Below are 25,495 nucleotides of genomic sequence, written 5' to 3'. Positions count from 1 at the left end.
TTATCTCTTAATTAACTATATCATTTTATACTAATAAAAAAAAGAAGTCAATTTTATTTTTGAAATTTAGTATTTATCTATAGTGTAACTAGATTGTAATATTAAAATACATATTAATGTAGTATAATTGAATTAGTAAAATATGAAAGGAGAGAGAAATTTTGAAAAGACTATTAGCAGTACTATTAGTCTTAGTCTTATTATTATCAGCACTCGCTCCAGTAATTGCAGAACATGTATATGATGAAGTAGGAAATGTTCTAAAGGATATCGGTGTTTTACAAGGTAATAATGACGACGACTTAATGCTGGATGACAACCTGAAAAGGCAAGATATGGTAGTTATGATCTCAAGGCTTTATAAAGAAGAGGAAAAGGCTAAGAACTATATAGGTAAAAATGTATTCAAAGATTTAGATTCAAATCGTAAATTTTATATCCCATATATTACTTGGTCAAAGGATCAAGGATTAATAGAAGGAATAGAAAAAGATAAATTTGGATTTAATAGCTATGTAACTGTACAACAATTTCAAACAGTGCTATTAAGAGCTCTTGGATATGGAGAAGAGGCAAAGGATTGGAATGAAGTCCCTGAGTATGCTAAATCTTTAGGTATAACAAAAGATCTTGAACTTAACCCTTCAGACAATCTCTCTAGAGGTGAAATGGCATATATGGTGCTAAATACCTTAAATGAAACTAAAAAAGGAAGTTTGCTTACATTAGGTGATATATTAGATTTAAATATACCTAAAATATTTAAAGTGGATTCAGAAATTATAGTAGATAAAAACTCTGTAACCTTTAAAGGAACTGCTCAAGGTACAAATTCCCTAAAACTAAATCTAAGACCTACTACTTCTACTATAAAAAGCGGAGCAAAACTAATTTCTATAGATTTAGACAAAAAAGGTAATTTCGAACATAGAATAGATGAACTTGAAATTGGTAGTTATGAATATAGATTCGAAAGTAAAGATAAATCTACATATTTTAAAAGTTTTAAGGTAGATAAAATATCCACAGATGAAGTCTCGTTTGATTTTATAGATGTAAAGACAAATAACTCACAGGAGATTCATCTTTTTTTCACAAAATCTGTAGATACTAATTCTGCATCATCTATAAGTAGCTATCAGACAAATGCTGGTATTATACAAGATGTGAGCTTCAAAAATAATAATAAAGTGATAATTTTAACCTTGAATGGTGAAATGACTGAACAAAAGCAATATAAGATATCTGCATTTAAAATAAAGTCTACAGATAAAGAAGAAATTCAGATAAAAAATATAGAATTTTATGCTTTAGGTGACAGTCTATAAAAACCCCCAAATTGGGGGTTTTTTATTATCCTAAATCTTCTTTAGTATATTTAGGTACTGTATTATAAAACTCTTCATATATCTGTCTTTGTAAATCCTCATCATTTAATATATCAAATCCAGTTAAAGCCAGGGCCTTAGCACCCTTAATCATTTGATTTAATGCCATATCTGTTATTGATGCTTCTGTAAATTCTACAGAATGACTAATGGTATTTAAAGGTGCAACTCTCAAATATGAATGTATGGATGGAATAAGCAAGCTTACATTTCCAATATCTGAAGAGCCATATTTCATCTTTGGATCTGGATACTCCATAATTTCTCCCAGAGGCTGTATATTTTCCTTTAATCTTTCTGCCATTATTCTATTTGGATATCTCTCTGTATATATTAATGTCTTGTTGATATTTGACTTTATATTCATCAATTTTTCCACAGAATCCACTATGTTTTCTATACTCTTTTCAATTACCTTTAGATCTTTCACATTGTCTGCTCTTATACTGAAAGCACAGGAGGCATAGTCTGGAATTATATTTGTAGCTGTTCCCCCATTTTTAATTATCCCGTTTATATTTGATTTCAAAGGAAGCATTGCCCTAGTATGATCTATTAAATTAAATGTATGGATTACCGCTGAAAGGGCATTTATACCTAGCTCTGGTACAGATGAATGTGCAGATTTCCCAAAGTATTCTATCTCAATAAATCTAGTAGCTAATCCACCTCTACATATTAAATTTGTAGTGCTAGGATGAATCATCATAGCATAGTCAATATCATCAAATACTCCTTTATCTGCCATAATGACTTTTCCTCCTCCACCTTCCTCTGCAGGAGTTCCAAGAACTACTATCTTTCCAAATAATTTATCTGCCACTTTGCTAAGTCCAATCCCTGCCCCTACAGACATGGTAGCTATCAAATTATGTCCACATCCATGTCCAATTTCTGGTAGAGCATCATATTCAGCTAAAAAAGCTATGGTTGGACCCTCTTTATTACAATTAAACTCAGCTCTAAATGCAGTATCTAGTCCTCCAACTTTCTCTTCTATTGAAAAACCATGATTTCTCAATACTGAGGTAATATTTTCTACAGCCTTAAATTCCTTAAAATTCAATTCTGGATTTTCATGTATCTTTTTGCTTAAATTTATTAATTCTTCCCTTATATCTTCTACTTCTTCTAATATGCGATTTTTTATATTCACAAAAATTCAACTCCTATTGATATAAATGACAAAGTACTAAATGATCTTTTTCTATTTCTCTTTCTTTAGGCATTTGTGTTTTGCATATATCCTTAGCATTTGGACATCTTTCATGAAAGAAACAGCCCTTAGGTAAGTTTATAGCACTTGGAATTTCCCCTTCTATATTCTTAGATTCCTTTAAGTTTGTTCCTGATATTTTAGGAACTGAATTAAGTAGTGCTTTTGTATATGGATGTAAAGGGTTATTGAATATATTATCTCTACTTCCCTTTTCTACAATTTTTCCTAAGTACATAACTCCAAGGTCATCACAAATATGTTTTACAACGGAAAGATCATGTGCTATAAATAGATATGAAAAATTATACTCATCCTTTAGGTCCATCATCAAATTTAATATTTGAGCTTGAATAGATACGTCTAAAGCTGAAACTGGTTCATCTGCTATTATCAGCTCTGGTTCTACTGCTAAGGCCCTTGCTATTCCTATCCTCTGTCTTTGCCCACCACTAAATTGATGTGGATATCTTGTAGCTTGTTCAGGTCTAAGGCCTACTTTTTTCAATAATTCTAAGACCCTCTCTTCTCCTTCTTTTTTATTTTTTGCAATCCCATGAAACAGTATGGGCTCCATAAGTATATCCATAACCCTTTGTCTAGGATTTAATGAAGCATAGGGATCTTGAAATATCATCTGAATTTTTTTTCTATATTTAAGCATCTCATTTCTATTTGTATTGGTTATATCTTCACCCTGAAATTTAATACTTCCTCCTTTTGGCTCTATTAACTTTATAACTGTTCGAGCAGTAGTAGACTTTCCGCATCCTGACTCTCCAACTAAACCAAATACTTTTCCTTTTCCTATAGAAAAACTTATATTATTTACTGCATTTACGATTTTCTCTTCTTTGACTATTTTTCCATTCTTATATTTAAGTTTATCTAGTATTCCCTTGCTTAAATCAAATTTTTGCTCTAAATTTCTCACTTCTAATATGTTTTCCATAATTGCACCTCCTTACAGCGGAAAATGACAAGCTACATAGTGTCCATCTTCTACTTCCTTTAGTTCAGGTTCTTTTTCTTTACATATATCCTCACAGTGTCTACAACGTGGAGAAAAATTACATCCATTAGGAAGATCAAACATATTTGGTACTATTCCTGGTATAGCTTGAAGTCTTTCTGAATCCTTATCTAAATCAGGAATAGAATTGATAAGTCCCTTAGTATATGGGTGCTTATACTTTTCTATAATATCCTTTGTTTTTCCACTTTCAATGATTTTTCCACAATACATTACATTGATCCTATCTGCCATTTCAGATACAACTGCTAGATCGTGGGTGATTAACATCAAAGAACATCCTTGCTCTTTTACAAGTTTTAGCATAAGTCTTAGTATTTGAGATTGTATAGTCACATCTAAAGCGGTCGTAGGTTCATCTGCAATTATAAGCCTAGGATTTGCAGCCAGGGCTATAGCTATTACTACTCTCTGTCTCATACCTCCACTAAATTGATGTGGATAACTTTTTAATCTACTTTCTGGATTGGAAATTCCTACTGCTTTTAAAAGTTCTATGCATCTATTTTTTCTTTCTGATTTACTTAGCTTCTCATGTAAAAGTAAAACTTCTTCCATCTGCTCCCCTATTGTGTATACTGGGTTTAAGGAAGTCATAGGATCTTGAAATATCATTGATATTTCTTTACCTCTTATCTGATTCATCTGTTTTTCAGACAAATTCATTAGATCTTTTCCCTGAAAAATTATCTCCCCACTTTCTATTTTCCCAGGCTCTCCTATAAGTCTTATTACAGAAAATCCAGTAACTGATTTCCCACCTCCAGATTCTCCTACTACTCCTAATATTTCTCCCTCATTTATATTAAAATTTACACCATCTACAGCCTTTACCTTACCTTTAAATGTGTGAAAATAAGTTTTTAAATTTTTAACTTCTAATAATCTCTTTTCCATACTATTCTCCTTTACTTCAATTTAGGATTTAATTCATCTCTTAAAAAGTCTCCTAATAGGTTAATACCAAAAACAATAATCATAATATAAAGTCCTGGAAAAATAGAAACCCACCACAAACCGCTATATAATACATTAAATCCATTATTAGATAACATTCCTAAAGAAGGTCTAGTAACTGGAACTCCTAAGCCCAAGAAACTCAAAGTAGCCTCTGTAAGTATAAAAGAACCTACCTGAATTGTTGACAATACAATAATCGATGTAAAAACATTTGGCATTATATGTTTGAAAATTATCTTAAAATTAGGTATACCAATTACCTTTGTAGCTTCAACATATTCTTTTTTCTTCACAGAAAGGGTCTCCCCCCTTACTGTTCGTGCATATCTAACCCAGCCAACTAAAGATAAAGCCACCAATATATTTACTACTCCTCTACCTATTATGGACATGAGAAATATGGCGATTAGCATTGTTGGAAATGAAAGTTGTATATCTGCTATTCTCATGATTATAGAATCTACTTTACCTCCAAAGAATCCTGCTATTAAACCTAAGATAATTCCTATAACACTTGTAAAAATAGTACCAACCACTCCAATTATTAAAGAAATTCTACTACCATAAACTATGGCACTTAAAATGTCTCTTCCCTGTTGGTCTGTACCTAATAAAAACTGTGTCTCTCCCCCTTCGATCCATGCAGGAGGCTTATATGAATTGGCCAAATCTAAACTAGTTAAATCATATGGGTTTTGAACTGTAAACAGCGGACCAAATATTGCTATCATAATTATAGAAAAAACTATAATTGATCCGATAATAGCTGTTGGAGAATGTTTGTAATTAAAAAAGAATTCTGAGTTTAAAAATGCCTTTAATTTACTATCTTTATCCTGAATTTTATTTATACTCATTTCTTGTGTTTCCATCTTATCACCTGCCTATTATAATTATTTTAAATCTATCCTTGGATCTATTAAAGTATATAAAATATCTACAAAAAAGTTTATAAATACAAACATAACTGCTACAAATAATATATATGCCGAAATAATAGGTCTATCAGCACTGTTTATAGCATCAATTAGTAATTTTCCCATACCTGGCCAAGCATAAATAGTCTCTGTTATAGTTGTAAAAGCTATTAAAGATCCTAACTGAAGTCCGAATATAGTAACTACAGGTATTAAAGTGTTTTTTAAAGCATGCTTAAATAAAACTTTTCTCTGAGGTACACCTTTAGCTCTGGCAAATTTAACATAATCTTGAGTCATATTTTCCTGCATTCCAGCCCTAGTCAATCTCAATATAGTAGCTATAGTACCCAGTGCCAAAGTGATAGACGGAAGAACTAAATGCTTTAATCCATCTACAGTGGCTATGCTAGTTTTTATGCCTAAAATAGTACCCACAGTTCCTCTACCAGATACAGGGAGTATTCCTAATGTAAGTCCAAACACAAATATCATAACCATACCAATCCAAAATGAAGGTAGGGATATTCCTGCTATAGATAGGGTCATAACAAATTTACTAAAAAACTTATTAGGATATGCTCCTGATATTACTCCCAATGGGATTCCTATAATTGCTGATAAAAGCATTGCTATTATTACTAATTCTAAAGTTGCAGGGAATCTCTCCATTATAAGCTTTAAAGCAGGTTGATGGTATATGTATGATTTTCCAAAATCTCCCTTTAGTGCATTTTTAATAAATATCCCATATTGAACAGGTAGGGGCTTGTTTAATCCTAAATATTCTTCCGCAGCTTGGATTTCTGCTTCTGTTGCATTTTCTCTTACCATCAAATACACAGGATTACCCATTACACTTGTAAATACAAATACAAGCATTGATACAATAACTAATACTAAAATAAGTTGAGATATTCTTACTGATAAATATCTAAACATTCAATCACCTCGCATAAAAATTTAAAAAAATGATAAAGGAAAGATAGACCTTTCCTTTATCAGATATTTTATTTTACAAACTTCATATCCCAAGCATGGATATAATTATCCTTTCTTGGAGTGTATTCTATATTATCATTATGAGCATATATATCTTGTTGGAAATGTAAAGGTATATATGACACATCATCTGCTGCCATTTTCCACACTTCTTGCATTATCTTATCTCTTTCATCTGGATCAGCAGTTGCTATTGCTTGATCTATTAATTTATCTACTTCAGGATTTTGATAATATCCTCTATTAACACCGCCGTATCCTTCTTTTACACTTCCATCTTGAGTTATACTATAAAGAGCATCTAGTCCTATAAGTGCACTTTCTCCACCACTATCTGCCCAACCTGTCATAGCAAGATGTGTATTATCTCCTTCCCTATTGTTTGAACTTATATATTTGAAAAATACAGTTCTTGACATTAGATTTAAGTTTACCTTAATCCCTACTTTTTCAAAATATCCTGTAATAGCAGTTGCAATTTCTCCATCATTTATATATCTGTCATTTGAAGCATCTAAGGTTACTTCAAATCTATATCCATCTTCTTGTCTTTCATATCCTGCCTCATCTAAAAGTTTTTCAGCTAATTGAGGATCATATTCAAATCTCTTTATATCCTCATTGTAACCATTAAATCCTTCAGGAATATAAGAAGCAGCAGGTGTTGCAAAGCCATTCATTATCTTCTCAATTATCTCTTCTTCATTTATGGATCTATACATAGCTTCTCTTACCTTAATACTCTTAAATGGATTTGTACCATCTGGAGATTTTAACTTCATCTCTGCATCTCTACTTGGATCATCAGTCCAACCTGCTAGATTAAGGTATATAATTCTTAAACTAGGCTGAGTTACTAAATTAATATTATCTTTAGCTTTTAATACCTCTACATCTCTTACTGGTACATCCGCTACAAAATCCACAGCACCTGAAACCATATTAGCAGTTCTAGTTCCTTCATTTGTAATTGGTTTAAATGTAACTTTTTCGGCTTCTGGTAATTCACCCCAAAAATCTTCATTTCTCTCTAAAACAAGCCTATCTCCACCTATATGCTCTACAAGCTTATATCTTCCAGTACCATTTGGATTTAAAGCTATCCATTCATCATCTTTTCCTTCATTGCTCTCTTTATCTAATATCATTAAATCCTTCATATGTGCTAAAAGTAATGCATTTGGCTCTTTACAAACTACTTCTAAAGTGTAAGCATCTTTCTTTTCATAACTTTCAACTGTTGCTAGAGTATAATCGAAGGCTGACATCTCTTCTTTAGCTCTATCAAAAGAATATATTACATCATCTGCTGTAAAGTCATTTCCATTGTGAAACTTTACATCTTTTCTTAAATTAAAAGTCCAAATCTTAGCATCTTCTGTTACATCCCAAGATTCTGCTAAGGCAGGTTCTGGTTGCAAGTCCTTATCTGGGGCAACAAGAGTATCATAAATATGATTATTTATTGCATTTGTAATTGTCTCATTTAGTGGATATGGATCTAAAGAATAAGCATCACCTGCAAGTCCTATTGTCAACTCCTTAGGTATTTCACTTTTTACATTTCCATCTCCACTTGAATTATCACCATCTACTTCTTGATCATTTCCACATCCTGATAATACAGAAAGCATAAGTACTCCTACCAATAAAAATATTATTAGTTTTTTATTCATTTGACCACTCCTTTTTTATTTTTATTATATTATTAAAAATTAGCCTTTTAGGAATATTGGGATAATTCCGATTGAATATTTTCAAGCTTATCTAAATGTTCCATCAATTCTTCCTTCATTTGAAAACTTATAATGCTTAACAATATCTCTATTAATGATATTGTAGATGAAATAAAGTTTTGAAATATTATGGAACGACTATAAGATTTTAAGGAATATTTTGCATTTTTCATAAGTGGGGAATCATCGCTATCAGTAATAGCTAAGTATTCAAAATCATTATCATTAAGATATTTAGCAAGTTTTACTACATTATGGGAATATTGAGGAAAGGATATTAAAATAAAACATTCGTCTTTAGTAGCACCTACAAAATCTATACTAGAGTCTATTAAGTCTCCTATGTCAATACTCTTACTATCAATATTTATCAACTTGAATCTATTGTTTATATAATCAGCGATTACCTTCGAAATACCTTGTCCACATATATATACTCTTTTACAACTATTTATCCAATGTGATATCTCTTTAAGAACTTCCAAATTATTGTCTAAAAGTGCAGTTTCATAGTTTAATTTATGTATTTGTATAGTGTTGTCGTATACATCATCTAAATTATCTAATTCCATAAGTGAGGATTTAATATCCTTTGGTACATGAAGTTGTTTTTCGATTAATTCTTGAAACGACTTCTTTAATTCAGAAAAAGATTCACATCCTATAACCTTGGCAAAATTTAATATGGTAACTTCAGATACATCTATTTCTAAACTCAAATCCTTTAAACTCATAAAACCTATTTTTACACTATTTGAAACCAGGTAATCTGCAATATTTTTTTGTTTATTACTTAAACTAGCTCTTTTTTCTAAAATAATATCTAAAATATCCAATACATAACCTCGCTTAAAATTTATTATTTTTAATATCTTACTATGTTTATACTTGTATGTCAATGATTTTTTTTATCTTTTTAAAGTAATTACTATAATTTTATTTATTTTTAAAGATTTTATTCATTACTTGTTTCTATTATCATAGCCCTTTTTTATTATCCTTTTTAAATAATTCTAGGATTTTACTGCCTATAGTTCTAAAACTAAAACGCATCCCTCCTATGAGAGTCATATATATAAGTGTTACTATTATATAGATTGATGTATGAAGATTATATTTTCTTATATAATTTAAAATAATAGAGTGCAACCATATATAGGCTTAAAAAATATGCTAAATTTATAAGCACTATATCCCACAACACTAATAATAATTTGTATCTCTATTTTTCATAAACAAACCCCTTTGCCTTTGTTCTAAGTTTATTAGAATATACAAAATAAATTTAACCATGAAATATAATCCATGAAACGGAAAATTTTTTTTATTTAAATAATGAAAATATTATAGATAAGTGATAGAATAACCATAATAAGTTTATGAGGAGGAATGCAAATGATAATCGGAGTACCAAAGGAGACAAAAATAAAAGAAAACAGAGTAGCTATTACCCCTGCAGGAGTAAATTCTTTAGTAAAGTTTGGCCATACTGTTTTAATAGAGAAAGACGCTGGAATAGGTGCTGGTTTTAGCGATGATCTATACAAAGAATTCGGAGCTAAGATAGTAGATTTAACTGAAGATGTATGGGGAAAATCTGAAATGATTTTAAAGGTAAAAGAACCACTAAAAAGTGAATACAAATATTTTAGAAAAGATTTAATCCTCTTTACTTATTTACATTTAGCAAGCAACTTAGAACTTACTAAGGCCTTAGTAGATTCTCAAATAATTGCCATATCATATGAAACTGTCCAACTTCCAAATAAATCATTGCCTCTTTTAACACCAATGAGTGAAATTGCCGGAAGAATGGCAATACAACAAGGAAGTATATATTTAGAAAAGACAAACGGAGGTAAGGGAGTTTTAATAGATGGAGTTCCTGGAGTGGCTCCTGCCCATATAGTAGTAGTAGGTGGCGGAATTGCAGGAACTGGTGCAATTAGAAGAGCTGTAGGTCTAGGAGCTAGGGTTACAGTACTTGATATTTCTATAGAGAGACTTACTTATCTAAATGAAATATTTATGGGTAAAATCGAAACCTTGTATTCCAATGAATATAATTTAAAAGAAAGTATTAAATCTGCTGATTTAGTCATAGGAACAGTTTTAATTCCTGGAGCTAAGGCTCCTAAACTTATAAAAGAACATATGGTAAAACAGATGGAACCTGGAAGTGTTATTGTCGATGTGGCAATAGATCAAGGGGGATGTGTAGAGACCATAGAAAAGGCAACTACACATGATGAGCCTACATTTATAAAACATGGAGTCATACACTATGCAGTAGGTAATATTCCAGGAGCTGTCTCAAAGACTTCTACTTTAGCCCTTACCAATGTAACTCTTCCCTATGTACTAAAAATAGCTAATAATGGATGGAAAAAAGCCTTAGAACTTGATTCTTCCTTAGGAAAAGGAGCAAATGTTATAGATGGACATATTGTATATCCTGCCATTGCAGATTTATATAATATGGAATATGTAGAACTAAAAGATATCTTAAACAACTAAGGAGGAAATAATATGGCAAAAGATAATTTAAATCCATTAGAAAGTGCTAGACATCAAATCAAAATGGCTTGTGATGCCCTTTCTTTAGATGAAAGTGTATATGAACTTTTAAAGGATCCGAAGAGAGTTATCGAACTATCTATCCCTGTTAAAATGGATGATGGAAGTGTAAAGGTATTTAAAGGATATAGATCTCTTCATAATGATGCAGTAGGCCCTGGAAAAGGTGGAATCAGATTTCATCCTGATGTAAATCTAGATGAAGTAAAGGCGCTTTCTGTTTGGATGAGTTTTAAATGTTGTGTAACTGGAATCCCATATGGTGGAGCTAAAGGCGGTGTAATTGTAAATCCCAAGGAACTATCTAAGGGAGAATTAGAAAGATTATCTAGAGGATATATACAAGGACTTTACAAATACTTAGGAGAAAAAATAGACGTTCCTGCTCCAGATGTAAATACAAATGGTCAAATAATGTCCTGGATGGTAGATGAGTATATGAAACTTACAGGTGAATTTGCCCTAGGAACTATCACTGGAAAACCTGTAGAATTTGGCGGTTCTCAAGGCAGGGCAGAAGCTACAGGCTTAGGAGTTGCAATAACTGCAAGAGAAACTCTAAAAAAATTGGACATTGATATAAATAAAGCCACAGTATCCCTTCAAGGCTTTGGAAATGTAGGAAGCTTTACAGCAAAACATTTACAAAATCAAGGAGCTAAAATAGTAGCCCTAGCTATGAGGAATTTTACATTATACAATGAAAACGGATTAGACTACAATGATCTTATTTTGCACCTAAAAGAAAATAAAGATTTGTCTAATTATCCTAAAGCTGAAAAAATATCTATAGATGAATTTTGGGATTTAAATGTGGATATATTTGTACCTGCAGCACTTGAAAATGTAATAACATCTGATGTAGCTAAGAAAATTAACGCAAAAATAATATGTGAAGCTGCCAATGGTCCAACTACACCTTCAGCTGATGAGATATTAGAAGAAAGAAATATCCTAGTTACTCCAGATATACTTACAAATGCAGGTGGAGTTACTGTATCATATTTTGAATGGGTTCAAAACCTATACGGATATTATTGGGATATAGATGAGATTACACAAAGAGAAGAAAAGGCAATGGTAGATGCCTTTAATAATGTGTGGGATATAAAAGTTACTTATAATACAAGCTTTAGAAAAGCTGCTTATATGTCTTCCATAAAAAAATTATCAGATACTATGAAATTAAGAGGTTGGTACTAAAAAACTCCCCTAGGGGAGTTTTTTAGTCTTTTCTTAAATCATATTTTCTGGTACTATAAATTGATCAAATTCTTCTTCACTAAGATAGTTTAATTCTACTACTGCTTGTCTTAATGATAGTTCTTTTTCATAAGCATATTTTGCAACCCTAGCTGATTTCTCATAGCCTATATGAGGATTTAAAGCTGTTACAAGCATCAATGACTTTTCTAGATTTTCCTCCATCTTATCTTTATTTGCTTTTATTCCAATTGCACAATTTTTATTAAATGAATCAATTCCGTCACTTAATAGTCTTACAGATTGTAAGAAATTATAAATTATCATAGGCATAAATACATTTAATTGGAAATTACCTTGACTTGCACCCATTCCTATAGAAGCATCATTTCCCATAACTTGCGCTACTACCATAGTTAATGCTTCACTTTGAGTAGGATTTACCTTTCCTGGCATTATAGAACTTCCTGGTTCATTTGCAGGAATTTCTATCTCACCTATACCACATCTAGGTCCACTTCCTAGCCACCTTATATCATTTGCAATCTTCATTAAGTCAACTGCTAAGGCTTTTATAGCTCCATGAGAATTTACAAAATCACTTTTACTTGTAAGTGAATAAAACTTGTTCTCTGAAGTCTTAAAATCTTTTCCAGTTAGCCTTGAGATTTCCTTTGCAACTAATTTTCCAAAATCCTTTGGTGCATTTAATCCTGTTCCTACTGCTGTTCCTCCTAAGGCTAGTGTTTTTAAACTTTCTAAAGACTTTCTTATATTTTCTTCCCCTAGCTTAAGCATATAAGTCCAGGCACTTATCTCTTGAGAAAATCCTATAGGTACTGCATCTTGTAGATGAGTCCTACCTGTCTTTATTATTCCTTTATTATCCTCTTCTAATCTTTTAAAAGTACTCTTTAAATTATTTATAGCAGGTAATAGATTATCTTCTATTGCTATTACTGTAGCGATACTCATAGCCGTAGGGAAGGTATCATTTGAGCTTTGTGACATATTTACATCATCATTAGGGTGTATCAATTTTTCTCCTAATATTTCATTTGCCCTATTTGCTATTACTTCATTTACATTCATATTACTTTGAGTTCCACTTCCAGTTTGCCATACTACCAATGGAAAATTATCATCTAGTTTCCCATCATATATCTCATCACATACCTTTGATATTATTTCCATCTTCTTATCTTCTAATTTATCTAATTTATTATTTGTAATTGCAGCAGCCTTTTTTAAAACACTAAAAGCTCTAATGACTTCTATAGGCATCTTCTCTATACCTATCTTGAAATTTTGAAAACTCCTTTGAGTTTGAGCTCCCCAGTATTTTTCCTTTGGGACCCTCACCTCTCCTAAAGTATCATGTTCAACTCTGTATTCCATCTCAATCCCTCTTTTATAGTATATTTTACTAAGCATATACCCTAATAAATGTTTATATAACTATCTATACAAATAGAATTCTAAATATAAAAAAAGTTCCCATCAAAATTACAAACATTATAGGTATATATTTCCTATACTCCTTATATAAATCTCCAGTCTTTACCCCCATCACTTCCAAAGTAAAAGCTTGACATAGATGAAGAGGTGAGAAAAAATATCCCATAAATGCTGCTACATATGCAAAGTAAATATAGATATATAGCATATTATCAGATACTTCTAATTGAGATAACATTGGAAGTATTATTGCAAGGGATGCCCCTTGATTTCCAGTTATAAATCCAAAGAATATAGATGTTATTAAAAATATAGATAGAGTATATAGGATATTGTCACTACTATTAAACATAGTCGTAAATATATCTAAAAGACTATCCATTCTTAAAATTATCTCTTTTACAATTAAAATAGCTACTACTGTTAGAACCGTATGCCAACTTATAGACTTAATAAATTTCTTAATAAAATCTTTTTTATCACTTAAAAAATATACAATCAAAATGCTAAATAAAAGAGTTATATAAAAGGGTAAACCAGTTGTCAAATTTATTACTACTGGAATGTATATAGGGGAAGTTAAAATTATAAGTTCTATTAAATTCTTACTTAGATCTTTTCTTTCTGATAAAATTTCTACTTCTATATCTCTAATAAATAGAAAATAACCAGTTAGTATAAGAATACTTATAAATATAAGATTTAATCCTATAATCCTCATAATACTTAAATTTGGAAAGCTTGATGAAACAATTAATATTCCCGTAGAATAAGGCACAATAAACATAGCAATATGTCTAAATACCAAGTTTATGGCAGCCCTTCTCTCTGATGGTAAATTTAAATCTTTTCCCAAATCATTTATGAATGGAGCTGATAAAAGTGCTCCACCAGGGATTACTAAGAGTCCAATAAAGGCAGGTATGATCATCAAAATGTTCTTTTTATTTTTTATTATCTTCCCTAATGAATTTACTATTCTTTCTAAAACTTTGTAATGACCCATAAGTCCACCTAGTATGCTAACCATCATAACTGTAAGCACAGTAGTCCGGGAAGCTGAATTTATAAATACTCCCAAAATTGCATCAAATATATTTTGAATCCCTATATTAGAAAGAATACTTAAAACTCCTGCAGTTATTAAAAGCGTAAAACTTAATTTTACTTTGTTTTTTATAAGTATTGGAATTATTGCAAATGAAATTAGAACTGCAAATAGTTGGTACATACTTTTCAACTCCTTGTTTTATTTAATTTAATTATATCATTTTTGAGAATTATAACTATATATTATGAGAAATTGACCTCTTTTTTCGAGAGGTCAATTTAAAAATAAAAATTCATTAAATCTCTTTACAATCTAGAGATGTTGGGAATAACAAAAGTAGGATGTTTATTATGGCAATTTTTCTATTACATCGTAACATCCTTTAAGACCCTCAATACATTTTTATATGCAAGCTTTTCTATTAATCTTTCTGTCCATCCATCTTTTCTAAGAGCATCAAATAAATTTGGCATTTTATCCGAACTATCTATTTCCAGATTACCACTTATACCATCAAAATCAGATCCAAGAGCTAATATATCCTCTCCACCTTTATTCTTCATATAATCTAAATGTTTTACCATAAGCTCTATAGTACTATCTCTAGAAGAAATATCTTTGTTTAAAAATTGTGGTGCAAAATTAAGTCCTGCTACTCCGCCTTTTTCACCTAAAATTTTTATCATATCATCTGTTAAGTTTCTGCTATGTGAAGATAATTCTCTAGCATTTGAATGGGATGCTATAAATGGTTTTTTACTTATTTTTGCCACATCATAAAATCCTCCATCAGATAGATGTGATACATCTATTATCATTCCTAAATGGTTCATATACTCAATTGCGTCTTTTCCAAAATCTTTAAGTCCCTTATTCATGATTTCATGATCATTTGAATTTGGATATCCAAAGCAATTTTCAAAATTCCATGTTAGACCAATAAGCCTTATTCCCAAATTATAATACTTATCTAATTTTTCTAGTTTTCCATCTACACTTCTACCATCTTCTATAGTTAAAAATGCAGACATCTTATTATTACTATAGTTTCTAATTACATCATCATAATTATAAGCCATAGCTATTATATCTGAATTCTTATCTACTTCGTTTAATAATACATTTCTCAACTTTTCTATATATTGATCATCTTCCATAGACTCTTTTCCTAATTTCTTAAAAATTTCATCATTTAAGAGAAAAATAGCAAAAAATTGAGCCATTGCACCAGACTCTTTCATTCTAGTAAAGTCTACACTTGCAATAGTATTTTTAAGTAAGTTCTGATCCTCTTTTATTTCTGAAAGCTTCATCAATGTATCACAATGTAAATCAATATATTTCACCTTGTACCCTCCTTTAAGCTTTATTTACAAGATCATTTCAAGTATAACATAATATACTCCTATAAATATACTCAATACTCCTATGACAGGACCTGTTTTCTTCAATAAATCTACCATAGATGTTTCAAAGTATTCCGTCGCTAGAGTAAGGCATATATGAGTTGGTGAAAATTGCATAGCTGCATAAGAATAGCTCATAAGTAGCATCATTAATGGAACTGCTCCATCAGGTATAGCTATAAATGCAAGGGGCAGTGCTAATCCTATCATTGCCAAAGAACCACTTACTATAGTTCCAAAGAAAAATATCATAGCAAATACCATAGGAGTTGGAATAGGTAATTGTTCAAATAAGCTTGGTAATGTATTTATTACACCAGTATGAGTTATAGTATCTTTAAAGAACATTACTACAATTGTAATTATCATTATCCTGGGCTCAAAAGCTGAAAGGAACATAGGCTTTAATTCATAGAACTTAAACTTATTTATTATTATAGATAAAATTATCACTATAACTGTAGCTATGTAGACTGGTAGATTAAATACTAGGATTAGAAATATTGCAACAGCTATAGTCCAAAGACTTTTCACTAAATTTATCACATCTTTTTTCTTATCTTTACTTGGAGCTTGACCTGTATCCTTAGGAATTTTTCTTAAATAAAACGTATATCCTAAGAAAAATAACATAAAAACCACTGGTATCATTGAAATAATAAAGGAAGAAACAGATATATCTACAATCTGTGTCGCCAAAATTATAGACCCATATGTTGGAAGAAAGCTCTCTGGTATGTGTCTATAGAAAGTAGTTAAAAATGTCTTATCCTCTCTACTTATTAAATCACCTGCAGATGCATCTACCATATCTCCGCTTATAAATATTGCTCCTGCTGATGGAAGTAATCCTATGAAAAATGGAGCTATGGATATATTTATCCTTCTATTATTAAAGATTCCATTTAAAGAAGTTAGAGCAAGCTGAATATGTCCTCTTTTATCAAGCATTCTTTGAAGAAATGTAATAGCATAAAAAGATAATAAAATTGTAATTGTAGTTGAATTTGTAACTGACTCCACAGCTATTTTAAACATCTCTATCGGGGAAACTTTATATAATATGCTAGTCATTAAAGTTCCTACAAGTATTGCTATATATAATGGTTTTTTAAATCTTATAATTCCAATAATTAGTATAAATATAATTACTAATTTTAGTATATCCATAATTCTCCCCCTATTTCTATTGGATTAAAGATAAACCCAATAATTAATTAACATTTTTAAACCTAAGTTTATCTGCTCTTTATTTTATAAAGCCTAATATAGATTGGGACATGAAAAATCCATGTCCCTAATCCATAAAATTAAAGCTCTTCGTAACTTACTTCCATCTGCACCTTTCCAGATTTATATCTAGTAATTGAGAATATCATACCAAATACTAATACTGCAACATTGGCAATAAATAAAGGCATAGAAAGATCAACTGCTAACAATGCTACTTGCATAATTGCTACTGCTATGGCCAAAACTACTATTAATTTAGACGTTCCTGGAGACACCTTTAGTGGTGATTTATTCCATAATTCTGGCATTACCTTAGGCATACTAAGCAGAGATATAGACACCATTGCCTTAGTAAAGCTCCCTACTATTACTACAACACTTCCTACTACACCTATATCAAATCCAAATACAATCGGCAGTAATCCCACTATATAAAATAGAGTTAATAAAATTACTGGGGTTTTGTATTTAGGATGTAAGTAAGCTAATCTTTTTGGGAACCATCCATCTACACAAGCTTGTAAAAGAGGCTTTGTGGCCCAAGCAAGTTGAGCATTAAGTGTGGATACTAATGCAAACATTGCTCCGCCTACTACAAAAAACACATAAAGTGCCTGAGGAAGTATAGCCTTAGCTACCCATGTTAAGGGTTGATTTGCTACTTGCTCTATAGGTAATACTCCAGCTGCTATAACAGACATAAATCCATAAAGCACTGCAACAACTACAGTAGATACTATTATAACTTTTGGTATGTCCTTAGTTGGATTTTTAGCCTCTCCTGCTAAATCTGCTGCCGCTGTGGCCCCTCCTGTGGCAAAGGTAAGTAGTGCTGCTGCTTGAAACATTCCAACTAATCCGCCTGTCATGAAATTTTCATCTATATAATTAGGGTTTACTTTAGTTATACCAAATACTGCAAATAAAGCCAATGCAACTACTAATGTTCCAACGATGATGTTTTGTATCTTTGCCATTTTATCTATTCCAAAGAAGTTTAAAATATAAAATATTGTAAGCAATCCTACTGCTATAAGTTTTCTAGCACCTAATCCTACTCCTGGTATAAATGTCAAAGCATAGTCTGCAAATGATAGGGCATACATTGCTATTGAAAGATTACTTAAAATAAATACAATCATATAAAACCACCATATTTTTTCCCAAATAGACTTGCAACTACAGAATACTGTCCTCCTCTAAATCTTGCAGTGGACATAATTATAGCAAGGGGAATTGAAAAAAATATTACAAACACTGCAGCAAGCAAAAATGATATAGGCACAGACTTACCTGTCATGGCTATAGCAACTCCAGTTAAAGACATTATACCTGCACCAATAATTTGCCCAACTGCTGTGCTCATAAGATCCCAAAAGCCTAATACTCTCTTTAAATCCTTAGTAGATGTAGCATTTGACATGTTTTACTCCTCCTTTAATTTGTATTATTAAATTAATACAAATCATCTTTATAAAAAACAGTCTGTTACTAATTCTAGGGAAAAACTTCTAATAGTATTAAGAATTTTTGTATAGATTTGTTACAAGACATTTTGCAACAAATCTATACATGTAGAAAGTAGTTTGTTTTAGATACTGTCTATAGCATTTTTAATTCTATCTAATCCTTCTTTTAATAAGCTTCTTGGACAGGCAAAATTGATTCTCATAAGCCCAGCTCCTGCTTCCCCAAACCATGTTCCACCATCCATAGCAATTTTACCTTTTTCAGCCATCAATTTCTCTAGCTTTTGTCCATCACTCTCATATTCACTTAAATCAATCCATCCTAAATATGTTGCTTGAGGTTTAATCATATTTGCCTTAGGAAGGTTTTTAGCTAAGTATTCATTTATAAACTCTATATTCTCTTCTAAATATTCTAAAAGTGCTTCTAACCACTCTTCTCCTTCACTATAAGCTACTTCTGTAGCTACAATACTTAGAGGATTTTGCCCTCCTATATGATTTCTATCTAGAGTTTCTTTAAACTCTTTTCTCAATTTTTCATTTGGAATTATGATATTAGAAGATTGCATACCAGCTAAATTAAATGTCTTGCTTGGAGCTGTACAAGTTATAGAATTCATAGCAAAATCTTCATTTAATGATCCAAACATTATGTGTTTATAATCAGAATATACTAAGTCATTATGAATTTCATCAGAAACTACTAGTACATCATTTTCTAAACATATATTTCCTAATATTTCTAATTCTTCTTTTTTCCAAACTCTAGAAATAGGATTATGTGGGCTACAAAGTATAAACATCTTTACCTTTGGATCTTTAGCTTTAGCCTCAAAATCTTCAAAATCTATGTCGTAATATTCACCATTGAATTTAAGAGCATTATTTTCTACATGACATCCATTTTTTTCAATTGCCATTTTAAATGGATAATATACTGGTTCTTGTATGATTATCTTATCACCAGGCTTGCAAAAAGCTTGAATCATATAATTTACTGCAGGAACTATTCCTGGAGTATATTCAATCCACTCTTTTTCCACATCCCAACCAAATCTTTTTTTAGTCCAGTTTATAATAGATTCAAAATAGGAATCTGGTCTTGCACTATAGCCATAGATTCCATGCTCGGCTCTTTTCACTACTGCATCTACTACAGCTGGAACTGTTTTAAAATCCATATCTGCTACCCAAAATGGTAATAAATCACTTTCTCCAAATTTTTCTTTTAATACACCTGGGTCCCACTTAGCCGAATTAGTACCACTTCTATCAATCACTTCATTAAAATTAAACTTCATCAAAATCTCCTCCTTTAATTTATATAGAACAGTTCATTTAATGAACTATTCCTTTGCTATTAAATTATATGAGGGACATTCCCTTTTTATTAATAAAATAAAGAAAAGCTAGAAAAAATTAATTTTTTCTAGCTTTCCTAATTGCAGTTCTTTTATCTAACACTTTATTGTGACTATTCATAAATGCATGGAATTTATTTAAGTCTTCTAAGGAAATATCTGATATCTCCCTCATAGATTTTAATATTTCTCCATAATTTTTACTATCTAATTTAGCATGAAAATCAAACACTATTTTTCCCTTCTGAGTTAAGTTTATTATATATCTTCGATTGTCTTCTACATCTCTTTTTCTCTTGACAAGTTTTTTTTCAACTAAACTTTTAACCATCATAGACATTGCCGATTTAGTCCTATAAGTTTTTTCTGCTAATTCATTTAGACTAAGTCCTGGATTCTCTCCTATTGCCTGTATGATATGAGCTTCAGCCATGAATAGAGGCTCATCTATACCATATTTCCTTGGAGTATTTTGATAGCTATATATTATACGAAAATAGGTATTAAAGGCTTCCATGATCTCTGCAAAAATTTTTTCCTCCGACATAATAAAACTCCTCTACTATATAATTTAAGTAGTTTTCCTCTTTTGGAAATATCCACTCAATCCCACAAGGGATCCTGTGATCAAAATCATTCCTGTAATTATTCTTAAAGTAAGGGGTTCCCCTAAAAATATATATCCTACAATTGCCGCCATTACAATTCTACTTGCAGATGTCAAACTACCTGTAGCTGAATCTACATACCTATATCCCCATGTAATAAATATTTGACCTAGAAATCCTAATATAGCAGACATAAGCACAGGGAATATAGCTGTTGTGTCAAAGGAAAGAATGTCATTGTATGCAAATGGTAAATTAAAAAGTGTTCCTAATAACATTACATAAAATAAAATTATATATCCTTCATTTTTCTTTGTTGCATTTGTCAAAGACATGATGCTAAAAGAAGCCATAATAGCAGATGATAGAGCTAGTAGATCTCCTATATTTATATTTCCAAAACTTGGATTTGCAACTATATATGAGCCTGCCATAATCATTGCTAAATATATATACTTTTTCTTATCTATTACTTCCTTAGTAAAATACGGTGCAAATAAAACAACAAAAATTGGATAAGTCATATTTAACATATTTATATTTGTTATTGTAGTATATCCATATGCCATGGAATAAAGCATTATTGCAAAGCTGTTAAATCCAGACCTTAATATTATAGGTTTGATGTCTGGAGATTTAAAGCTCTTTTTCTTATATATAATATATATAGTCATAATAACTGCTCCAAGGAAAAACCTAGTAAAGGAAGTAATTACTCCTGACATATCTGTAGTATTTGTAACTATTTTTCCAAAATATGTACTAAATGTAAAAGATAAAGCTGATAATAAAATTAAAATAATACCCATTTTTACACCTCCAAAGATAATCTTAACATAAGAATCCAATCTTTTCTAGTTTATTATATTCTTAAGATTGATAATAGCCCCTAGTTTTAACTAAGGGCTATTATATTTTTTTATAAGCTATCTACTGCTTTTTTTATTCTCTTTAATCCTTCTTCTAGATTAACTCTAGAAGTTGCAATATTTAATCTAAAAAATCCTTCTCCACCTGTACCATATGGCCTTCCATCATTTAATAAAACCTTACCTTTATTTATTAAAGCATCATTGATCTCATCAGGTGTTTTATCCAATCCTGTAAAATCAAGCCATAATAGATAAGTTCCATCTGGTTTATAGGCTTTAATCTTGGGAATATTTTCTTCTATATATTCTAGTGAATAGTCAATATTATCTTCAATATATCTTAAAGCACTTTCTAACCAAGGCTTCCCTGTATTATATGCAACATCTAATCCTACTTGACCAAATATAGTTGGCTTTCCTATATGAAGAGTATCTATTTCAGCTTGATATTCTCTTCTTAAATTCTCATTTGGAATTATAGCTATGGAAGCTTTAAGTCCAGCTATATTAAAAGTTTTGCTTGGAGCTATAAAAGTAATACTATTTTGTTCAAATTCTTCTGAGATAGAAGCAAATGGAGTTTGCTCTACTCCCTTTAAAGTTAAATCACCATGAATTTCATCAGATACAACAATTATATTATTTTTTATTAAAATATTTCCAAGTTCTTTTAACTCTTCTCTTGTCCAAACTCTACCTACAGGATTATGAGGATTACACAAAATCATAAGTTTTGTATCTTTGTCTATCTTAGATTGTAGATCTTCATAGTCCATAGCAAATTTTTCACCATTATTTATCAATGGATTTTCACTCAATACCCTATCATTACCTTTTAATACTTCGTAAAATGGTGGATAAACAGGTGGTTGAACCAATACCTTGTCCCCTTTTTTAGTAAATCTTCTAATACTAATACTAAGTCCAGGTACTACTCCTGGAGTAAATACAATCCACTCTTTTTTAATATCCCAATTATGTCTTTCTTTTACCCAATTAATTACAGCTTCATAAAAGGAATCTTCTATATAATTGTATCCAAATACTCCGTGTTCAACTCTATCTTTTAAAGACTCTATAATCTCTGGTGCAGATTTAAAGTCCATATCTGCAATCCACATGGGAAGCATGTCCTCATGTCCATATTCTTCTTGTAAATTTGCCCATTTAACGGAGTCCGAACTCTTTCTATCTATAACTTCATCAAAACCATAATTCATCTTACCATCTCCTAATATTTGTTAATTATATGATATAATATTATATCATATAATGTATTTATTTTTAGTTGGATTTCTAATATTATTGTTTTGTTTCTATGTAAATAGGTAAAAATACAATAAAAGGAATGATTTTATGATAGATGATATATATAATTCTGAAAGAAAATATTTTGATGAAGGTAATACCTTAAGCTTTGAGTTTAGAATATCACAACTTAAGAAGCTTAAAACTGTTATACAGGAAAATGAAGAAGATATTATGAAAAGTATCAAACTTGATTTAGCTAAACCTGAATTTGAAGGATATACTTCAGAAATAGGTATAGTTTATGAAGAGTTAAATATTGCAATTAAAAATTTAAAGGACTGGATGACCCCTAAAAAAGTACCCACTCCAGTTTATTTGAGTTTGGGAAAAAGCCACATATATTCACATCCTAAGGGTGTAGTACTTATTGTAAGTCCATGGAATTATCCTTTTCAACTCTTGTTTTCTCCTTTAATTGGAGCAATCGCTGCTGGAAACTGTGCTATAGTTAAACCTTCAAGTCAATCAAAAAATACTCAAAGAATAATTAGCAAGATAATAGGAGAAAATTTTCATAAAAATTATATAGCTGTAATAGAAGGTCCAGGCTCCGTTACAGATTCTTTAATAGAAAATCATAGACTAGACCATATATTTTTTACTGGAAGTATAGGTGTTGGTAAAAAAATATCTCAAATGGCAGCCAAACAGCTAACTCCTGTCACCCTAGAATTAGGAGGGAAAAGTCCTGTAATTGTCTATAATGATGCAAATTTAGATACAGCTGCAAAGAGAATTACTTGGGCTAAATTTTTTAATCTTGGTCAAACTTGCATAGCCCCTGATTATTTATTAGTTCATAAAAGTATAAAAGATGATTTAGTAAATAAAATTCAAATTCACATAGAAAAGTTTTATGGTAGGCATAATAAGGATTCTAAAAGTTTAGGTAAGATTATAAACCAAAAAAGATTTGATAAATTGATAGAATATTTAAGTCAAGGAAATGTACTAGAGGGCGGAAATTATAATAGAGAGAATTTATTCATACAACCTACTCTAATGGATGATGTAAATTTAGAAGATAGTATTATGAAGGAGGAAATATTTGGTCCAATACTTCCTATACTGACTTATGAAAATATCTCCCAGGTAGTAGATATAATTAGAAAAAATAGATATCCCTTAGCATTGTATTTATTTACCAAGGATGATTCTATAAAACAATTCATCTTAGATAAGATAGAATTTGGTGGAGGCTGTATAAACGACACATTATCTCATATTATAAATCCAAATCTACCCTTTGGAGGAGTTGGATATAGTGGTCTAGGAAGATATCATTCAAAATATACCTTTGACACTTTTTCATACGAAAAGAGCATATTCGAATCTTCTTTAAATTTGGAACCAAATCTTAAATATCCTCCATATAATAATCGACAATTAAAATTCGCTAAAAAATTTATGAAGTAAAAACCTCTCCTGGATAAGGAGAGGTTTTATCTATTTATTTAAATAATCTACTGCATATTGAACATATAAATTAGTTCCTATCCCTAAAGCATCTTCATCCATATTAAATCTTTCATTGTGATGTGCATAATGGGATTCTTTTTCTTCATTTCTTATTCCTACAAATGCCAATACTCCAGGAGCCTTCTCTAAAAAGTAAGCAAAGTCTTCTCCACCTGTAGTCTTTATCATTTCAACTACAGATCCTTCACCTAAAATCTTTTCTACAGCTTTGGCAGCTATTTCCGATGCCTCTTTATCATTTATCACCGGTGGAGCACCTGGTGTGTATTTAAGTTCTGCTTCTGCTCTATAACTTGAAGCAGTATTCTTAGCAATTCTCTCAATTATATTTGGTAATTCTTTTCTTATCTCAGGGTCAAAACTCCTAGTAGTTCCCTCTAATACTGCTTTGCTTGGAATTATATTCCATCCTGTTCCAGATTTAAAAGAACAAGTTGATATAACTACAGAATCAAGGGGACTTACTTCCCTACTTGCTACACTTTGAAGATTCATAACTATTGCAGAGCCAACTACAATAGGGTCAATTGCCTGCTGTGGCATAGAACCATGACCGGCTTTTCCATTTATAGTAATTTCAAATTTATCTGCTCCTGCCATTCTAGGACCTGCTTCCACTGAAACTTTACCAATGTCAACTCCCGACCATAGATGTATTGCAAAACTTCCATCTACATTATCCATAAAATCTAATTCTTCTAACATTGCTTTAGCTCCCCCTGCAACTTCTTCTGCAGGTTGAAATATAAGCTTTATAGTTCCATGTATCTCATCTTTAATTTCACTAAATACTTTAGCTGCTCCAAGTAGCATAGCAGTATGGCCATCATGACCACAAGCGTGCATTTTACCATCATATTTAGATTTATACTCTATATCATTTTCTTCTTGTACAGGAAGTGCATCCATATCTGCCCTTAGTGCTATAGTCTTACCTTCTTTTCCACCTTCTATAGTAGCTACTACTCCTGTTTCTGCCAATGTAATATAGGGAATTGAAAGCTTATCTAATTCTTCTTTTATTATCTTTGAAGTTCTAAACTCTTCAAAGCTAAGCTCAGGATTCATATGAAAGTCTCTTCTCATTTCTACAATATAATCACTATGCTTTTTTACTAACTCTTTAATATTCATATAACCACCCTTTCTTTGAAACTATTATTTATTGAAATTATACTCTAAATATTCTTAAAACACAATAATAGTTTATTA

At 30.8% G+C, this 25,495-nt stretch carries 22 protein-coding genes; 4 read left to right on the top strand and 18 right to left on the bottom strand.

From position 1 onward, the window contains the following. Positions 1 to 161: 161 nt before the first annotated feature. Complete coding sequence (locus tag AC4PG3_RS02875; RefSeq protein WP_492197580.1) at positions 162 to 1,328, top strand: hypothetical protein; 1,167 nt, start codon at positions 162 to 164, stop codon at positions 1,326 to 1,328. Between the two features lie 25 nt (positions 1,329 to 1,353). Here AC4PG3_RS02875 and AC4PG3_RS02870 read toward each other — a convergent pair whose 3' ends face one another. The 7 genes from AC4PG3_RS02870 to AC4PG3_RS02840 form a co-directional block, all read right to left on the bottom strand. After that, positions 1,354 to 2,544, bottom strand: a complete 1,191-nt coding sequence (locus AC4PG3_RS02870) for a M20 family metallopeptidase (RefSeq protein ID WP_492197579.1) — start codon at positions 2,542 to 2,544, stop codon at positions 1,354 to 1,356. Between the two features lie 13 nt (positions 2,545 to 2,557). Continuing rightward, the gene (locus tag AC4PG3_RS02865; RefSeq protein ID WP_492197578.1) at positions 2,558 to 3,556 is read right to left on the bottom strand and encodes an ABC transporter ATP-binding protein; all 999 of its coding nucleotides are present in this window, start codon (positions 3,554 to 3,556) and stop codon (positions 2,558 to 2,560) included. 12 nt (positions 3,557 to 3,568) lie between these two features. Then, the gene (locus AC4PG3_RS02860) at positions 3,569 to 4,534 is read right to left on the bottom strand and encodes an ABC transporter ATP-binding protein (protein ID WP_492197577.1); all 966 of its coding nucleotides are present in this window, start codon (positions 4,532 to 4,534) and stop codon (positions 3,569 to 3,571) included. Positions 4,535 to 4,545: 11 nt separating this feature from the next. After that, positions 4,546 to 5,469: an ABC transporter permease gene (locus AC4PG3_RS02855; protein ID WP_492197576.1), complete on the bottom strand. Its 924-nt coding sequence runs from the start codon at positions 5,467 to 5,469 to the stop codon at positions 4,546 to 4,548. 21 nt (positions 5,470 to 5,490) lie between these two features. Continuing rightward, positions 5,491 to 6,456, bottom strand: a complete 966-nt coding sequence (locus tag AC4PG3_RS02850) for an ABC transporter permease (protein WP_492197575.1) — start codon at positions 6,454 to 6,456, stop codon at positions 5,491 to 5,493. 68 nt (positions 6,457 to 6,524) lie between these two features. Beyond that, positions 6,525 to 8,192: an ABC transporter substrate-binding protein gene (locus AC4PG3_RS02845; protein ID WP_492197574.1), complete on the bottom strand. Its 1,668-nt coding sequence runs from the start codon at positions 8,190 to 8,192 to the stop codon at positions 6,525 to 6,527. A 47-nt stretch (positions 8,193 to 8,239) separates the two neighbouring features. Beyond that, on the bottom strand, positions 8,240 to 9,088 hold the full coding sequence (locus tag AC4PG3_RS02840; RefSeq protein WP_492197573.1) for a MurR/RpiR family transcriptional regulator: 849 nt from the start codon (positions 9,086 to 9,088) through the stop codon (positions 8,240 to 8,242). A 559-nt stretch (positions 9,089 to 9,647) separates the two neighbouring features. On the opposite strand from AC4PG3_RS02840, the gene ald reads away from it, so the two are divergent. Both ald and AC4PG3_RS02830 read left to right on the top strand, forming a co-directional pair. Further along, the gene (gene ald / locus AC4PG3_RS02835; protein ID WP_492197572.1) at positions 9,648 to 10,769 is read left to right on the top strand and encodes an alanine dehydrogenase; all 1,122 of its coding nucleotides are present in this window, start codon (positions 9,648 to 9,650) and stop codon (positions 10,767 to 10,769) included. A 12-nt stretch (positions 10,770 to 10,781) separates the two neighbouring features. Next, a complete protein-coding gene (locus tag AC4PG3_RS02830; RefSeq protein WP_492197571.1) occupies positions 10,782 to 12,032 on the top strand; it encodes a Glu/Leu/Phe/Val family dehydrogenase in 1,251 nt (416 codons plus the stop codon). 33 nt (positions 12,033 to 12,065) lie between these two features. Here the strand turns inward: AC4PG3_RS02830 and fumC are convergent, their stop codons facing one another. The 10 genes from fumC to AC4PG3_RS02780 all read right to left on the bottom strand — a co-directional run bounded on the left by fumC (position 12,066) and on the right by AC4PG3_RS02780 (position 22,713). Beyond that, positions 12,066 to 13,430 carry a class II fumarate hydratase gene (gene fumC, locus AC4PG3_RS02825; RefSeq protein ID WP_492197570.1) on the bottom strand — a complete coding sequence of 455 codons (1,365 nt, stop codon included), beginning with the start codon at positions 13,428 to 13,430 and terminating at the stop codon, positions 12,066 to 12,068. Positions 13,431 to 13,494: 64 nt separating this feature from the next. Beyond that, positions 13,495 to 14,721, bottom strand: a complete 1,227-nt coding sequence (locus AC4PG3_RS02820) for a DUF401 family protein (protein WP_492197569.1) — start codon at positions 14,719 to 14,721, stop codon at positions 13,495 to 13,497. A gap of 185 nt (positions 14,722 to 14,906) precedes the next feature. Further along, on the bottom strand, positions 14,907 to 15,887 hold the full coding sequence (locus AC4PG3_RS02815; protein ID WP_492197568.1) for a dipeptidase: 981 nt from the start codon (positions 15,885 to 15,887) through the stop codon (positions 14,907 to 14,909). A gap of 24 nt (positions 15,888 to 15,911) precedes the next feature. Beyond that, positions 15,912 to 17,117: a DUF401 family protein gene (locus tag AC4PG3_RS02810; RefSeq protein ID WP_492197567.1), complete on the bottom strand. Its 1,206-nt coding sequence runs from the start codon at positions 17,115 to 17,117 to the stop codon at positions 15,912 to 15,914. Between the two features lie 140 nt (positions 17,118 to 17,257). Next, positions 17,258 to 18,322, bottom strand: coding sequence for an APC family permease (locus AC4PG3_RS02805; RefSeq protein ID WP_492197566.1), 1,065 nt, complete (start codon positions 18,320 to 18,322; stop codon positions 17,258 to 17,260). Next, a complete protein-coding gene (locus AC4PG3_RS02800; RefSeq protein ID WP_492197565.1) occupies positions 18,319 to 18,603 on the bottom strand; it encodes a hypothetical protein in 285 nt (94 codons plus the stop codon). The genes AC4PG3_RS02805 and AC4PG3_RS02800 overlap by 4 nt, the downstream gene beginning before the upstream one ends. 168 nt (positions 18,604 to 18,771) lie before the next feature. Beyond that, on the bottom strand, positions 18,772 to 19,953 hold the full coding sequence (locus AC4PG3_RS02795) for a MalY/PatB family protein (RefSeq protein WP_492197564.1): 1,182 nt from the start codon (positions 19,951 to 19,953) through the stop codon (positions 18,772 to 18,774). 118 nt (positions 19,954 to 20,071) lie between these two features. After that, complete coding sequence (locus AC4PG3_RS02790; protein ID WP_492197563.1) at positions 20,072 to 20,560, bottom strand: MarR family winged helix-turn-helix transcriptional regulator; 489 nt, start codon at positions 20,558 to 20,560, stop codon at positions 20,072 to 20,074. Positions 20,561 to 20,584: 24 nt separating this feature from the next. Continuing rightward, entirely contained in the window at positions 20,585 to 21,430 is an 846-nt protein-coding gene (locus AC4PG3_RS02785; protein ID WP_492197562.1) for a DMT family transporter, read from the bottom strand. Positions 21,431 to 21,540: 110 nt separating this feature from the next. Further along, positions 21,541 to 22,713 (bottom strand): MalY/PatB family protein, encoded by a 1,173-nt coding sequence (locus tag AC4PG3_RS02780; protein WP_492197561.1) that lies wholly within the window; start codon positions 22,711 to 22,713, stop codon positions 21,541 to 21,543. Positions 22,714 to 22,849: 136 nt separating this feature from the next. On the opposite strand from AC4PG3_RS02780, the gene AC4PG3_RS02775 reads away from it, so the two are divergent. Further along, positions 22,850 to 24,220: an aldehyde dehydrogenase gene (locus AC4PG3_RS02775; RefSeq protein ID WP_492197560.1), complete on the top strand. Its 1,371-nt coding sequence runs from the start codon at positions 22,850 to 22,852 to the stop codon at positions 24,218 to 24,220. Between the two features lie 30 nt (positions 24,221 to 24,250). Here AC4PG3_RS02775 and AC4PG3_RS02770 read toward each other — a convergent pair whose 3' ends face one another. Next, positions 24,251 to 25,417, bottom strand: coding sequence for a M20 family metallopeptidase (locus AC4PG3_RS02770; RefSeq protein WP_492197559.1), 1,167 nt, complete (start codon positions 25,415 to 25,417; stop codon positions 24,251 to 24,253). Between the last annotated feature and the right edge of the window lie 78 nt (positions 25,418 to 25,495).

The organism is Tissierella sp. QWL-11, assembly GCF_058683765.1.
The sequence above is the reverse complement of the archived record's forward strand: the minus strand, read 5'-3'. Positions and strand labels throughout refer to the sequence as shown.